This window comes from Streptomyces sp. Tue6028 (assembly GCF_002300165.1).
Taxonomy (GTDB): domain Bacteria; phylum Actinomycetota; class Actinomycetes; order Streptomycetales; family Streptomycetaceae; genus Streptomyces; species Streptomyces siamensis.
Genome location: NZ_MLCE01000021.1, coordinates 77404 through 92773 on the forward strand (window position 1 = coordinate 77404; position 15370 = coordinate 92773).

The 15370-nt window shown below is 68.2% G+C and carries 9 protein-coding genes; 7 read left to right on the forward strand and 2 right to left on the reverse strand.

From position 1 onward, the window contains the following. Positions 1-103 precede the first annotated feature (103 nt). Positions 104-2824, reverse strand: a complete 2721-nt coding sequence (locus tag BKI49_RS18735; protein ID WP_095935427.1) for a transglycosylase domain-containing protein — start codon at positions 2822-2824, stop codon at positions 104-106. A gap of 374 nt (positions 2825-3198) precedes the next feature. Here BKI49_RS18735 and BKI49_RS18740 point away from each other — a divergent pair, with 374 nt between their 5' ends. The 4 genes from BKI49_RS18740 (at position 3199) to BKI49_RS18755 (ending at position 6953) form a co-directional block, all read left to right on the forward strand. Beyond that, positions 3199-3882, forward strand: a complete 684-nt coding sequence (locus tag BKI49_RS18740) for a PadR family transcriptional regulator (protein ID WP_095935428.1) — start codon at positions 3199-3201, stop codon at positions 3880-3882. 43 nt (positions 3883-3925) lie between these two features. Continuing rightward, the gene (locus tag BKI49_RS18745; protein WP_095935429.1) at positions 3926-5008 is read left to right on the forward strand and encodes an inositol-3-phosphate synthase; all 1083 of its coding nucleotides are present in this window, start codon (positions 3926-3928) and stop codon (positions 5006-5008) included. A 78-nt stretch (positions 5009-5086) separates the two neighbouring features. Then, on the forward strand, positions 5087-6349 hold the full coding sequence (locus BKI49_RS18750) for an MFS transporter (protein ID WP_095935430.1): 1263 nt from the start codon (positions 5087-5089) through the stop codon (positions 6347-6349). A 112-nt stretch (positions 6350-6461) separates the two neighbouring features. Next, on the forward strand, positions 6462-6953 hold the full coding sequence (locus BKI49_RS18755) for an LppU/SCO3897 family protein (protein WP_095935431.1): 492 nt from the start codon (positions 6462-6464) through the stop codon (positions 6951-6953). A gap of 141 nt (positions 6954-7094) precedes the next feature. Here BKI49_RS18755 and BKI49_RS18760 read toward each other — a convergent pair whose 3' ends face one another. Continuing rightward, positions 7095-8579 carry a CCA tRNA nucleotidyltransferase gene (locus BKI49_RS18760; RefSeq protein WP_095935432.1) on the reverse strand — a complete coding sequence of 495 codons (1485 nt, stop codon included), beginning with the start codon at positions 8577-8579 and terminating at the stop codon, positions 7095-7097. Between the two features lie 221 nt (positions 8580-8800). Between BKI49_RS18760 and BKI49_RS18765 the strand changes: the two genes are divergently transcribed. The 3 genes from BKI49_RS18765 (at position 8801) to BKI49_RS18775 (ending at position 15354) form a co-directional block, all read left to right on the forward strand. Continuing rightward, on the forward strand, positions 8801-11212 hold the full coding sequence (locus BKI49_RS18765) for a DUF6049 family protein (protein ID WP_095935433.1): 2412 nt from the start codon (positions 8801-8803) through the stop codon (positions 11210-11212). A 46-nt stretch (positions 11213-11258) separates the two neighbouring features. Then, positions 11259-13514, forward strand: a complete 2256-nt coding sequence (murJ, locus tag BKI49_RS18770; RefSeq protein WP_095935434.1) for a murein biosynthesis integral membrane protein MurJ — start codon at positions 11259-11261, stop codon at positions 13512-13514. A gap of 118 nt (positions 13515-13632) precedes the next feature. Further along, a complete protein-coding gene (locus BKI49_RS18775) occupies positions 13633-15354 on the forward strand; it encodes a protein kinase family protein (RefSeq protein ID WP_095935435.1) in 1722 nt (573 codons plus the stop codon). Positions 15355-15370 lie beyond the last annotated feature (16 nt).

Consider the following 15370-nt stretch of genomic DNA (forward strand, 5'->3'; position numbering starts at 1 on the left):
TACGAGTCTGGGAATACGCCGAGGGCCGCCGCACCTGGTGGGGTGCGGCGGCCCTCGTTTCACGTGAAACGGTGTGTTTCACGTGAAACAGACTGGCTGGCGGCTAGCCGTTCGGTCCTCCGAAGATTCCTCCACTGCCGTTGCCATTGCCGTTGCCTCTGGAGCTCCCTGTTGTGGTCGTCTCCGTCGGTGTGGATGTGACGCCCCCGTCGGTGCCACCGGTGTCGGTGCCGCCGGTGTCCGTCCCGCCGGTGTTGTTGCAGTTCCAGTCGAACTTGTTGCAGGTCTCACTCGTCGAGGGCGAGGGAGACGTCACGGTCTCGCTGGGGGTCGGGGTCGGAGTCGGGCTCTCCACCGTGCTCTCGGTGGCCGACGGGGTGACGCTCGGGCTCGGGACGTCGTTGAGGACCGTGCCGATCTCCTCGGGCTTCGGGAACGGAATCGCCTTCTGGCCCTTCAGCGCCTGCTCCATGTAGTCGCGCCAGATCTGCGACGGGAACGAGGCACCGTGAATAGTCTTCTCGCCACCGGTGCCGTACATCTGGAGGAACTGGCGGTTCTTGTTCGACGCGTCGTCGTCCAGGCGGTACATGCCGATCGCGGTCGACAGCTGGGGCGTGTACCCGACGAACCAGGCGGACTTGTTGCCGTCGGTAGTACCGGTCTTACCGGCCACCTCGCGGCCCGTCAGCTGGGCGTTGGTACCGGTTCCCTTCTCGACCACGGTCTTCAGGACGTCGGTGACGTTGTCGGCCACCTTCTCGGTGAAGGCCTGCTTCGTCTTCGCGATCTCAGAGTGCTGGAAGACCTTGCCGTCCTTGTTGGTGATCTTCTCGACCGAGTACGGGTCACGCTGCTTGCCGCTGGCGGCGAAGGTGGCGTACGAGCCCGCCATGCGGATGGCGCTCGGCGAGGAGGTACCCAGCGAGAACGACGGGTAGTTGGAGCTGGCCAGACTCGACTTCAGGATGCCGGCGTCCAGGACGGCCTCCTTGACCTTGTCCAGGCCGACGTCCATGCCCAGCTGGACGTACGCGGAGTTCACCGACTCCCGCATCGCCTCACGCAGGTCGATCTTGTAGCTCGGCGGGTTGTACGACTGATTGCCGTCGTTCCGCTGGAGCCACTCCTTGCCCTTGTCGTCCATCCAGACCTGGCGGTCGTAGTCCCGGATCTTCAGCTTGTTCTTGCCGCTGTAGAGACTCTTCGGAGAGACGATGGTTCGCTCGTCCTGCGCCTGGACCTGGTCGCCGTCGGGATCACGGGCACCCCAGGACATGGCCGCCGCCAGCACGAACGGCTTGAACGTCGAACCCACCTGGGCACCGGTCTGGTCGGCGTTGTTGGTGAAGTGCTTGGTCGCGTCCTCACCGCCGTAGATGGCCTTGATCGCGCCGGTGTCCGGGTCGACGGAGGCCCCGCCGAACTGGACGTGCGTGTCCGTCTTCGGACGCTGCTTGGGCTTGATGTTGGCCTTCTGGACCTTCGACACGGCCGCGGTGAGCGCGTTGACCTTCTTCTTGTCGAAGGTCGTGTGGATCGAGTAGCCACCCCGCTGGAGCTGGCTGGCCGTGATGTCCGTGTTGTTGATGATGTAGCCCTTGGCGAGGTCGACGAGATAGCCGACCTGGCCGCTGAGCCGGGTGTTGGACCGCGGGTTCTTCCACTTGGGCAGGTCCTTGTACTTGTTGCGATCAGCGAGGCTCAGGTGGCCGTACTCGACCTCCTTGTCCAAGGTGTCCGCCCACTGGGCCCTGAGCCGCCTCGTGTTGTCCTCGGGCTTGGCCGCGGGGTCGACCTCGGTCGCGCCCGCCGGGTCGTAGTACGTGGCGCCCTTGAGGACCGCCGAGAGGAAGGCGCACTCGCTCGCGTTCAGGTCGACGGCGTCCTTGTTGAAGTACGCCCGCGCGGCTGCCTGGATGCCGTAGGCACCGCGACCGTAGTACGCGGAGTTCAGGTAGCCGGCCATGATGTCGTCCTTGTCGACCGTGGCGCCTACCTTGATCGCGACGAAGAGCTCCTTGAACTTTCGCGAGACCGTCTGCGACTGGTCGTCCAGCATCGCGTTCTTGACGTACTGCTGGGTGATGGTCGAGCCACCCTGGGTCTGGCCGCCCTTGGCCATGTTGAACAGGGCGCGCGCGATGCCCTTGGGGTCGATGCCGCTGTCGGTCTCGAAGGTCTTGTTCTCCTGCGAGATGACGGCGTACCGCATCGCCTCGGGGATCTGGTCGTAGTTGATGATCTGCCGGTTCGTCTCACCACCGGTGGCGACCATCTCCGTGCCGTCGGCCCAGTAGTAGACGTTGTTCTGCGCCGTGGCGGTGTCGGCGACCTTGGGCACGGACACCATCGCGTACGCGATACCGGCCACCGCGACCAGGCTGCCGCAGAAGCCGATGAACAGCCCGGTGACGAGCTTCCATGACGGCACCCAGCGTGCCGCGCCGTACTTGCCGGCACGCGGGTAGTCGATGATGCGCTTCTTGGCGGGCACGGGAGCGCGGCCACGGCCGCGTCCGGGGCCGTTCGGCCCCGCGGGGCCACCGCGTCGGCCGCCACCGCCTCCGGGGCCTCGCCCGGCGCCGTCGGCCGCTCTGCGTCGGCCTCCGCCACCACTACTACTTCGCTGTGCGGCCCGCCGGGCCTCGGCACGGCTGGCGAACGGGCGCTCTTCACCCCCCGAACCATAGGAATCGGAAGGAGACCCGGTGGCGCCTCGCGGTGCCGCACGGCGGCCCTCGGACGGGCCGGGCTGGCCGCGTCGGGCCGCGGCACGTCCGCCGCCCTGCGGCTGCGGCGGTTTGCGACGGTGCTCGCTCATCGAACGATTACTCCTCGGGCAGGCGCACCCTTGCGCGCCTGGAAACGGCGGCTGGTTTCCGGTCCCCCCGAAGTACGGATGTGGTCGTTTGTGCATTCACCCGTACTGCACCAAAGACGATGACGCCCTCAGGTGTCACTCGGTTCCCGGTGGTGTGCATGCCGCACAGACTACGCACCGTCAAAACCCACCTAGGTTCGAAGTTCACCTCAAATCAGGCAACTCGCTTCGTATGAATCGGTGATGTGACGCCGTTCACCGTGACCCCTCTTGTCGCATCCGGATGGTCGTTCTATCGTGCTGATGTATCGAGTCGATACATCAGCGCGGCATAAAGGCCGCGCTGACGGGTGACGACAGGGGAGGAGGCGACGATGAGCCGGCGTTCCGGGATCCTCGAATTCGCCGTACTCGGCCTGCTCCGCGAATCCCCGATGCACGGCTATGAGCTGCGCAAACGACTCAATACGTCACTGGGTGTGTTCCGTGCGTTCAGCTACGGGACGCTCTACCCCTGCCTCAAGACGCTGGTCGCCAACGGCTGGTTGATCGAGGAGTCGGGGTCGGCACCTGAGGACGCCCTCGCCGCACCACTCGCCGGGCGTCGCGCCAAGATCGTCTACCGGTTGACGGCAGAAGGTAAGGACCACTTCGAAGAGCTGCTCTCGCAGACGGGCCCGGACGCGTACGAGGACGAGCACTTCGCTGCTCGCTTCGCCTTCTTCGGGCAGACGTCACGCGACGTACGCATGCGCGTACTGGAGGGCCGCCGCAGCCGGCTGGAGGAGCGTCTGGAGAAGATGCGTGCCTCCCTGGCGCGCACCCGGGAGCGCCTCGACGACTACACGCTTGAGCTCCAGCGCCACGGAATGGAGTCCGTGGAGCGCGAAGTGCGCTGGCTGAACGAGCTCATCGAGAGCGAGCGAGCGGGACGGGACATCAAGGGTTCCGCCTCCGAAGGCTCCGCTCAGCAGGACAGCACATCTGGAGAGACGGGCGGCCTGCCCCGGCACCGGGACAGCACCCGGCCGGATCCGTCCGACGACACCGCCACGTGAGGCCCATTCGGGGTTTCACCGATACACACAGGGAGCAACCGGAATGGGTTCGGTTCGCGTAGCCATCGTCGGCGTGGGCAACTGCGCCGCGTCGCTGGTACAGGGCGTCGAGTACTACAAGGACGCCGACCCGGCGTCCAAGGTGCCGGGCCTCATGCACGTCCAGTTCGGCGAGTACCACGTCGGTGATGTCGAGTTCGTCGCGGCCTTCGACGTCGACGCGAAGAAGGTCGGCCTCGACCTCTCGGACGCCATCGGCGCCAGCGAGAACAACACCATCAAGATCTGCGACGTCCCGAACAAGGGCGTGACGGTCCAGCGCGGTCACACCCTGGACGGTCTCGGCAAGTACTACCGCCAGACCATCGAGGAGTCCGCCGAGGCCCCGGTCGACGTCGTCCAGATCCTCAAGGACAAGCAGGTCGACGTCCTCGTCTGCTACCTGCCCGTGGGTTCCGAGGACGCGGCGAAGTTCTACGCGCAGTGCGCGATCGACGCCAAGGTCGCCTTCGTCAACGCCCTCCCGGTCTTCATCGCCGGCACCAAGGAGTGGGCCGACAAGTTCACCGAGGCCGGTGTCCCGATCGTCGGTGACGACATCAAGTCGCAGGTCGGCGCCACCATCACGCACCGTGTGATGGCGAAGCTGTTCGAGGACCGCGGTGTCCGTCTCGAGCGCACCATGCAGCTCAACGTCGGCGGCAACATGGACTTCAAGAACATGCTGGAGCGCGACCGCCTCGAGTCGAAGAAGATCTCGAAGACGCAGGCCGTCACCTCGCAGATCCCCGACCGCGACCTGGGCGAGAAGAACGTCCACATCGGTCCGTCGGACTACGTGGCCTGGCTGGACGACCGCAAGTGGGCGTACGTGCGCCTCGAGGGTCGTGCCTTCGGTGACGTTCCGCTGAACCTGGAGTACAAGCTCGAGGTCTGGGACTCCCCGAACTCCGCGGGTGTCATCATCGACGCCCTGCGCGCCGCGAAGATCGCCAAGGACCGCGGCATCGGCGGCCCGATCCTCTCCGCGTCGAGCTACTTCATGAAGTCCCCGCCGGTCCAGTACTTCGACGACGAGGCCTACGCCAACGTCGAGAAGTTCATCAAGGGCGAGGTCGAGCGCTAAAGCACATCCTCGTGAGTGCTGTTGAGGGTCCTCGGGCATTGCGTCCGGGGGCCCTCCTCGTATGTGAGGCTGTGCCCCATGGCTGTCGTGCGTGACCTGCGCGTACTTCTGCGTTTCCAGGGCTTCAGACGCCTGCTCGGCATACGGCTGCTGTCCCAGGGCGCCGACGGCGTCTATCAGGTCGCCCTCGCCGCATACGTGGTCTTCTCGCCGGAGAAGCAGACCTCGGCGGCTTCGATCGCCTCCGCGATGGCGGTCCTGCTGCTCCCGTACTCCCTCGTCGGCCCCTTCGCGGGCGTGCTGCTGGACCGCTGGCGGCGCCGACAGGTTTTTCTGTACGGCAACCTGCTGCGGACCGCGCTGGCGTGCGTGACGGCCGTTCTGATGCTGAGCCATGTCCCCGACTGGCTCTTCTACGTCTCCGCGCTGTCCGTCACCGGGGTGAACCGCTTCGTCCTGGCCGGTCTGTCGGCCGCGCTGCCCCGCGTCGTCGACCGGGACCGCCTGGTGATGGCCAACTCTCTTTCTCCGACGGCGGGCACGCTCGCCGCGACGATCGGCGGCGCTCTGGCCTTCGCCGTGCGTCTGGTCGCCTCGGATTCCGACGCGGCGGTCGTCCTCGTCGGCGCGGCCCTGTACCTGTGTGCCGCTCTCGCCTCTCTGCGCATCGCCCCGGATCTGCTCGGTCCCGACCGGTCGTCCGCCCACCCTCGCCTCGTCTCGGCCGTCACCGGTACCGCGCGGGGCCTGGCGGCGGGTGTACGGCACCTGGCCGAGCCGGCCCGGCGGGAGGCCGCCTGGGCCCTCCTGGCGATGACACTGATGCGCTTCTGCTACGGCGCCCTGACCGTCATGGTGCTCATGCTCTGCCGGTACGCCTGGGCGTCCGAGTCCGACGACGGGCTGGCCCTGCTGGGGCTCGCCGTGGGCCTCTCGGGGGCGGGCTTCTTCGTCGCGGCCGTGGTGACGCCCTGGGCGGCCGGCCGACTGGGCCCCGGAGGCTGGATCGTCGCGTGCGCGGGAGCCGCCGCGGTCCTGGAGCCCGCGCTGGCCCTTCCCTTCGCCCCCGCACCGATGATGGTCGCGGCGTTCGTCCTGGGCGTGACCACACAAGGCGCCAAGATCGCCACGGACACGATCGTGCAGTCATCGGTGGCCGACGGATTCCGGGGCCGGATCTTCTCCGTGTACGACGTCCTGTTCAACGTCGCCTTCGTCGGCGCCGCCGCAGTGGCCGCCCTGATACTGCCTTCTGACGGACGCTCGGTTTCTCTCGTCGTCACCGTGGCGGCGCTCTACGGGGCGATTGCTGTGACTATGGCCCGCTTTGAGCTGCAGTAAGTGTCACATCAGTGCCACAGACCCCCTCCGGGCTACTGAGTTGTCACAGCGGCCCGATAGCTTACGTGCGTCTTATTCGCGTCACGTGCCTACGTTCTAGGGGGACCCCCAAGTGACCACTCCGCCGCCCCAGGGCCAGAACCCGTTCGCCCAGACCCCGCCCCAGGGGCAGGCTCCCTACGGCCAGCAGCCGCCGCAGGGTTACCCGCAGCAGCCCGGCCAGCCCGGCTACCCGCAGCAGGGCGCCCCGTACGCCCCGGTGCCGCCGCAGGCCCCGAAGCGCGGCTTCAAGCAGTACCTCCGCATAATCGTGGCCGTCGCGGGCCTCGCCGTCATCGTCGGCGGATGGCTGGTCAGCAAGGACGGCGAGGACGCCAAGAAGCTCGCTGTCGGCGACTGCCTGTACAACAAGGGCTCGGACAACGACCCGGATGTCGTCCAGGTCGACTGCAGCGACTCCAAGGCCACGCACAAGGTCCTCAAGAAGGCGGACGGCGCCTCGCTTCCCCAGCTGACCTGCCAGAGCGTCACGGGCACGACGGCCACGCTGACGTGGAAGGAAACCGGCGAGTCCTTCACGCTCTGCCTGGGTGACAACAAGTAACCCACGGAGCCGGACGTAGCGAAAGGGCGGTGTTTCACGTGAAACACCGCCCTTTCGCATGCCCCGGCCGCTCCGGCCGGGAGGCCGGACCTCACTCACCGCGTCATGTTTCACGTGAAACATGACGCGGCTGCGAGCACCTCAGCTCTGCGCAGCTACGTCCTGCCGGGCAGCCCACCACTCCTTGAGCTCTGCCACAGCAGCGTCGTACTCCATCGGGCCGTTCTCGAGGCGCAGCTCCAGCAGGAACTTGTACGCCTGACCGATCGCCGGACCCGGACCGATGCCGAGGATCTCCATGATCTGGTTGCCGTCGAGGTCCGGGCGGATCGCGTCGAGCTCCTCCTGCTCCTTGAGGAGAGCGATGCGCTCCTCGAGCCCGTCATAGGCGCGGGACAGCGCCGAAGCCTTCCGCTTGTTCCGCGTGGTGCAGTCGGAACGGGTCAGCTTGTGCAGACGGTCGAGAAGCGGTCCGCCGTCACGCACGTAGCGTCGAACGGCCGAGTCCGTCCACTCACCCGTTCCGTACCCGTGGAAGCGCAGGTGAAGTTCGACGAGTCGGGAGACATCCTTCACGAGATCGTTCGAGTACTTGAGCGCGGCCATCCGCTTCTTGGTCATCTTGGCGCCCACCACCTCGTGGTGGTGGAAGGAGACCCGGCCGTCCTTCTCGAAGCGGCGTGTGCGCGGCTTACCGATGTCGTGCAGCAGCGCGGCGAGCCGGAGGGTCAGGTCGGGGCCTGTCTCCTCCAGAGCCATCGCCTGCTCCAGGACGATCAGGGTGTGGTCGTAGACGTCCTTGTGCCGGTGGTGCTCGTCACGTTCCAGACGCAGCGCGGGGAGCTCGGGCAGCACATGATCGGCGAGGCCCGTGTCCACCAGCAGCGTCAGCCCCTTGCGGGGGTGCGCGGAAAGGATCAGCTTGTTCAGCTCGTCCCGCACCCGCTCCGCCGAGACGATCTCGATGCGTACCGCCATGTCCGTCATCGCCGCGACGACCTCGGGCGCCACCTCGAAGTCGAGCTGCGCGGCGAATCGCGCAGCCCTCATCATCCGCAGCGGATCGTCCGAGAAGGACGCCTGCGGGGTGCCCGGGGTGCGCAGGACACGGGCGGACAGGTCGTCGAGCCCGCCGTGCGGGTCGATGAACTCCTTCTCCGGCAGCGCCACGGCCATGGCGTTCACCGTGAAGTCCCGGCGCACGAGATCGTCCTCGATGGAGTCGCCGTAGGAGACCTCGGGCTTGCGCGAGGTCCGGTCGTACGCCTCGGACCGGTACGTCGTGATCTCGATCTGGAAGGACTGCTCCACGTCGTCCACCCGGGCGTCCTTCTGAGCGCCCACCGTGCCGAAGGCGATCCCGACCTCCCAGACGGCGTCCGCCCAGGGCCGCACGATCTTGAGCACGTCCTCGGGGCGCGCGTCGGTCGTGAAGTCCAGATCATTGCCGAGCCGGCCGAGGAGGGCGTCCCGCACCGAGCCGCCTACCAGGGCGAGCGAGAACCCCGCGTCCTGAAAACGGCGGGCGAGGTCGTCGGCGACAGGGGAGACGCGCAGCAGCTCGCTCACCGCGCGGCGCTGCACCTGGCTCAGGGCACTGGAAGTGTCTTCGTTGGCGTTCGGCACAACAGAAAAGAGTACGTGGCCGAGACCCTCGCGAGCGCCTCCATAAAACGTGCACAGGCGCCCTCTCTCTGTACGCGCATCAATACGCGCATATACAGGACAGTCGTCGCTCTCGGCCGATCTTGTGAGCCCTCCGCGGCACTTCCCCTCGGCGCGCATCGTTACCATGCGTGGACGCACATTCCGACGACCACTGACGACGACGAGGGACGGGCGAGCGCGTGGCCGAGGCGGCAGACTTCCAGGGGACGAGTCCCTCACCTGCCCGCCGGTGGCTCCGGCGCAGCGGAGCGCTGCTGGCCGGGGCACCGCTGCTGGCAGGGCTGCTCCAGCTGCCCCTCAGCGCGCCCGCAGAAGCCGTCCAGAAGGCCTCTGCGGCCCGAGCCACGGGCTCCGGCACGGTGGACGTGTCCCTCGACTCGCTCACCCCCAGCGTCCCCACGGACGGCGACACGGTCACCGTCTCCGGCTCGGTCACCAACAAGGGCAAGCAGAAGATCACGGACGCCCATGTGGGCCTGCGTGTGGGGCCCTCCCTGAACAGCCGCTCGGCCATCGACGTCGCCGCACGGCGCACCAGCTTCCAGCCGGGCCTCGACGCGGCGGAGGTCGGCGGCAAGTACGTGGCGAAGTTCTCAGAACTCGCGGCGGGCGTCTCGCAGCGCTTCAGCATCTCGGTGCCCGTCAAGGAGCTGGATCTCGGCGACGACGGCGTCTACCAGCTCGCCGTCTCGCTCACCGGACGGACCGCGGCCCAGCAGTGGGACCAGGTGCTCGGAATCGAGCGGACGTTCCTGCCCTGGCAGCCCGAGGCGGCAGACACCAAGACCAGGACGACGTACCTCTGGCCGCTGATCTCCACGGTCCACCTCACGGCCGAGACCGGATCGGACGAGCAGCAGACCCGCGTCTTCAAGAACGACGAGCTGGCCAAGGAGCTCTCTCCCGGAGGCCGGCTGGACCAGATGCTGTCCCTGGGCAGCGATCTCGACGTGACCTGGGTCCTCGACCCGGACCTGCTGGCCTCCGTGGACGCGATGCGGGACAGCTACCGGATCCAGGGCCCCGACGGCACCACCACGGCCGGGAAGAACCAGGCGGTCGCCCAGGCCTGGCTGGACAAGCTGGAGAAGACGGTCCAGGACAAGAAGGTCGTCGCTCTCCCCTTCGCCGACCCCGACCTCGCCTCGCTGGCGCACAACGGCAAGGACGTGACCGGTTCGCTGAGCCACCTCAAGGAGGCCACCGACGTGGCCGCCAGCACGGTGGACACGATCCTGCATGTGAAGCCGAGCACCGAGTTCGCCTGGCCCGCCGACGGCGCCGTGGACCCCTCGATCGTCAAGGTGGCCACCTCGGCGGGAGCCGACACGGTGATCGCCCGCAGCGACAGCATGCGTGAGACGGGCGGACTCTCGTACACGCCGAGCGCGGCCCGCCCCATCGGCGGCGGGACGACCGCGGTCGTCGCGGACTCCCGTCTGTCGACCCAGTTCCAGGGCGACATGACGAAGGCCGCCAATTCCACGCTCGCCATCCAGGAATTCCTCGCCCAGAGCCTGATGATCAACCTGCAGGAGGACGAGCAGCGCAGCATCGTGGTGGCCCCGCAGCGCATGCCGTCCGCGAGCCAGGCTCAGACGATGGCACAGGCGCTGAAGGCCCTCCAGGAGGGGAACTGGTCGGAGTCCCAGGGCCTGACCGCCGCGGCCAAGGCCAAGCCGGACCCCTCCGCCACCACGAAGGTGCCCTCGGCGTCCGCCTACCCGTCCTCGCTGCGGAAGCAGGAGCTGCCGCGCTCGGCCTTCGAGCGGATCCAGGCCACGCAGACCAAGCTCGACAACTTCCAGGTGATCCTCACCGACAAGTCCCGCGTGGCCACCCCGTTCGGCCGGGCCATAGACCGTGGGATGTCCACGTCGTGGCGGGGCAGGCCCGCCGAGGCGGCCACCTTCCGTGTCGGCGTCGAGGCGTACCTCAACAACCTGACCGGGCTGGTCCGGCTGATCGACAAGTCCGACGCCAAGCTCTCCGGGCGCAGCGCCACGATCCCCGTGACGGTGCAGAACAACCTGGTTCAGGGCGTCGACAATCTGGTGCTGCGTCTCACGTCGAAGAAGCCCAACCGTCTCAAGATCGGGAACGGCCCCTACTACGAGCAGCCGATCAAGGTCGCCGGCGAGCACAGCCAGTCGGTGAAGTTCACCACCTCCGCCGAGGCGAACGGCCCCGTCATGGTCGTCGCGCAGCTGTACACGGCCGATGGTCAGGCGTACGGTCCCGAGGTCACCTTCGAGGTGAAGGTCACCGAGTTCACCCCGACGGTGATGCTGGTCATCGGTGGTGGCGTCCTGCTGCTCGTCCTCGCCGGTTTCCGGATGTACACACAGCGCAAGCGCGCCGCCGCCCGGCAGGCCGAGGAGGCGCAGGACGGTCCCGAGGACGAGGCCGTGAACAAGGATGCGGACGGCACCGTAGACACTGAGGACACCGAAGACTCCGCGAAGGGCCCCGAAAGGGAGTCCGAAGCGGAGTCCGGGGCAGACGACCCGGAGCACCCGAGTGACCCGACACCGGACACCGCACCGGAAAGCGCCGACCCGTCCGGGACGGGTGAGAGAGTGGACCGTTGAGCGATGTCGTGGCCGGTCGGCCCGGGGACGATGAGGTGGGGTAACCATGAACGCGCCGTACAACGGTGACCGCGGCCAGGGCGCGGGCAGCTCGGGCTACCCGGACGGATACTCCGAGGGCTACCCCGAGGGCCCCCCGCCGGAGCAGGGTCAGACGCAGCCGGGCCCCCCGGCCGACATGTACTTCCAGGACGCCTACAACCAGGATCCCTACCGGGGCCAGGACCTCTCGGCCCAGGATCCGGTGACCGAGGCGCTCTACGACCGTGCCGCGCACCCCCCGCCGCCTCCCGGCACGTACTACCCGCCGCAGGCGCTCTACGCGCAGCCCCCCACGCCTCAGCACGCCCCCGACCCGCGCGTGTGGGCCCAGACGCCCCCGCCCGAGCCGGCCGGCCCCACGCGCCACCTGCCCTACGGAGACGACGCGCGCACCACGCAGTACGTCGGTGTCGACGACCTGGTCACCCAGGCCGGTGACGAGCGCCACGAGCCCGACGCGTTCGCCCATCTCTTCCGCGATCAGCAGCAGAGCGGCGGCCGTCCGCAGTACGCCGCTCCGGCCGGGGAGTACGCCGCCACGCCCGGTGTCCCCGCACCGGCTCCCGAACCGGCTCCGGCCGCCGCGGCACCGGCGGCCCCCGCCGCCGCACCCGCGTCGAGGCAGTCCGGCGGGCGGGCCTCGGGTCTGCTGAAGTCCAGCGCCGTGATGGCGGCGGGCACGCTGGTGTCCCGGCTCACCGGGTTCGTCCGGACCATGATCATCACGGCTGCCCTGGGCGCCGCGACTCTCGGTGACGCGTGGACGGTGGCCTACACGCTGCCGACCATGATCTACATCCTGACCGTCGGCGGCGGCCTGAACTCCGTGTTCGTGCCGCAGCTGGTGCGATCCATGAAGGAGGACGAGGACGGCGGTGAGGCCTACGCCAACCGCCTGCTGACCCTCGTCATGGTCGCCCTCGGTGTGATCGTCGCAATCGTGGTCTTCGCGGCGCCGCTGCTGATCCAGCTGATGTCGGACTCCGTCGCCAGCGACCCGGCCTCGAACAACGTCGCCGTGACCTTCGCCCGCTACTGCCTGCCCACGATCTTCTTCATGGGCATCCACGTGGTCATGGGGCAGATCCTCAACGCCCGCGGGAAGTTCGGCGCGATGATGTGGACCCCGGTCCTCAACAACATCGTCATGATCGCCACCTTCGGGCTGTTCCTGTGGGTCTACGGGACGTCCGGCGACTCGGGTATGTCGGTCCACAACATCCCCGCGGACGGAGTCCGGCTGCTGGGCGTCGGCACGCTGCTCGGCTTGGTCGTGCAGGCCCTGGCGATGGTGCCGTACCTGCGCGAAACCGGCTTCCGCTTCCGGTTGCGGTTCGACTGGAAGGGCCACGGCCTCGGCAAGGCCGTCAAGCTCGCCAAATGGACCGTGCTCTTCGTCCTCGCCAACCAGGCGGGCGTCCTCGTGGTCACCCAGCTCGCCACCGCCGCGGGCAAGACCTCGGGCAAGAGCGGTGCGGGCATCATGGCCTACTCGAACGCACAGCTGATCTGGGGCATGCCGCAGGCGATCATCACCGTCTCGGTCATGGCCGCGATGCTCCCCCGGATCTCGCGCGCCGCCCACGACGGCGACGCCGGCGCGGTGCGGGACGACATCTCCCACGGCCTGCGCACCTCGGCCGTCGCGATCGTCCCCGTGGCCTTCATGTTCGTCGCCCTGGGCATCCCGATGTGCACGCTGCTCTTCGGCGCCAGCGGCATCGACGCCGCCCAGTCGATGGGCTACGTGCTCATGGCCTTCGGTCTCGGCCTGATCCCGTTCTCGGTGCAGTACGTGGTCCTGCGCGGCTTCTACGCGTACGAGGACACCCGCACCCCCTTCTACAACACGGTCATCGTGGCCGCGGTCAACGCCGCCGCCTCGGCCCTGTGCTACGTGATCCTGCCCGCGGAATGGGCCGTCGTCGGCATGGCCGGCGCGTACGGTCTGGCCTACGCCGTGGGTGTCGGAGTGGCCTGGCAGCGGCTGCGCAAGCGCCTCGGCGGCGACCTCGACGGAGCCCAGGTCCTGCGCACGTACGCGCGTCTCGGCCTGGCCGCCGTCCCGGGCGCCGTGGTGGGCGGCGCCATCGGCTTCGCGGTCACCGAGGCCCTCGGGGACGGGGTCATCGGATCGATCGCGGCGCTGCTGGTCGGTTCGGTAGCCCTCCTCGGCGTCTTCTACGTCGCCGCGCGCAAGATGCGCATCGAAGAGCTGAATTCAATGGTCGGAATGGTCCGCGGGCGCCTGGGGCGCTGAGGCGGGGGTACGCGCACAACCATCGTCCGTCGCCGTGTGTCGTGCATAGCGCCGGACTGTGGGCACAATTGGTTTCTGCGTCGGACAGCGCGCAACGGATGGGGAGGCGGGAACGACGGTGGCGGAACGGAGCACGGCTGCCGTCGACGTGGCAGACAACAGCGGTGACGAGCCGCTGACCGCCAAGGCGGACCAGTCCACGTCCGACGGGGTGGCCCAGGACCGGGAGCGGGAGACGGACAGCGAAGAGGCACAGGGGAGCGGCGGGATCGAGAATCCCGGAAAGGCCTCACCGCCCGAGTTGCACAGCGGTCACAAACTCGCCAGGCGCTACCGCCTCGAGGAGTGCGTCACCCGACTGGACGGTTTCAGCAGTTGGCGTGCGGTGGACGAAAAACTCCGCCGTGCCGTCGGCGTGCATCTACTGCCCGCCGATCATCCGCGGGCCCGTTCGGTGCTGGCGGCGGCCCGGTCGTCCGCCCTGCTGGGCGATCCTCGGTTCGTCCAGGTCCTGGACGCCGTCGAGGAGAACGACCTCGTCTACGTCGTCCACGAGTGGCTGCCGGACGCCACCGAGCTGACGGCTCTCCTGGCCGCCGGTCCGCTGGAGGTGCACGACGCCTACCAGATGGTCAGCCAGGTCTCCCAGGCCATGGCAGCGGCCCACCGCGAGGGCCTCGCGCATCTGCGTCTGACGCCGGGCGCCGTGCTGCGCACGTCGACCGGCCAGTGGCGCATCCGCGGGCTCGCCGTGAACGCCGCACTGCGCGGCATCAGCTCCGACACCCCGCAGCGCACGGACACGGAGGCGATCGGCGCGCTCCTGTACGCCGCGCTCACCCAGCGCTGGCCGTACGAGAACGACGCGTACGGCCTGTCCGGGCTGCCCAAGGGCGTCGGCCTCATCGCCCCGGACCAGGTACGCGCCGGCGTCCACCGGGGGCTTTCGGAGCTGGCCATGCGCGCGCTCGCCAACGACGGCGCGACGGCCTCCCGTCACGAATCGCCGTGCACCACGCCCGAGGAGCTGGTGAAGGCGATCAGCGAGATGCCCCGCATCCGCCCGCCGGAGCCCGCTTTCACCGCCCCGCCGGAGTACCAACGCACGACGTACCAGCAGGGCACCTACGGCCGACCCGCGACCCGTCCCGGCGCCACCCAGCAGCTGCCCACCCCGCCGCCCCCGCTGCAGAGTCGTACCGGCAAGGCGCTCAAGTGGGCCGTGTCGGCGTTGCTCATCGCCGCTCTGGGCCTCGGCAGCTGGCAGCTCGCGGACGCGCTCATGGAGCGCGGGGACAAGCCCGAGGACACCAAGCAGACGCACACGACGGACGGCAACGACAAGAGCGACGACAACACCAAGCCGACCAAGCCGATCGCCATCCAGGGCGCCACGGAGTACGTGGCCGAGGGCGATGCCCAGCACCCGGGCGACGTGGACAAGACGTACGACAACAGCCCGACGACCGGGTGGCGGACCAACAGCTACAAAGAAGGTCCGAAAATACTGATCAAGCCCGGCGTCGGCATCGTCTACGACCTCGGCTCCGCCCAGAGCGTGTCGGCCGCCGACCTCGCGCTCCGGTACGGCGGTCCTCACACGACGGTCGAGCTGTACGCGACCGACACACCGGATTCGTCCACGCCGCTGAGCTCGATGACGAAGCTCGGCTGGGTGACGACGAACGGCACGTCCGCCAAGGTGAAGGTCGGCAAGCAGAAGAAGAGCCGCTATGTGCTCGTGTGGCTGACCGCGATGCCGTACTCGGGCAACGACTCGGCCAACTACAGCTCCCCGGGCTACAAGCAAGCCATCACGGACGTGAAGTTCACCGGCTGACGTCCGTCGCGGGAGG

Coding starts and splice junctions, on each gene's coding strand:
- BKI49_RS18735 (WP_095935427.1), bottom strand. CDS start 2,824: ATGAGCGAGCACCGTCGCAAACCGCCGCAGCCGCAGGGCGGCGGACGT.
- BKI49_RS18740 (WP_095935428.1), top strand. CDS start 3,199: ATGAGCCGGCGTTCCGGGATCCTCGAATTCGCCGTACTCGGCCTGCTC.
- BKI49_RS18745 (WP_095935429.1), top strand. CDS start 3,926: ATGGGTTCGGTTCGCGTAGCCATCGTCGGCGTGGGCAACTGCGCCGCG.
- BKI49_RS18750 (WP_095935430.1), top strand. CDS start 5,087: ATGGCTGTCGTGCGTGACCTGCGCGTACTTCTGCGTTTCCAGGGCTTC.
- murJ (WP_095935434.1), top strand. CDS start 11,259: ATGAACGCGCCGTACAACGGTGACCGCGGCCAGGGCGCGGGCAGCTCG.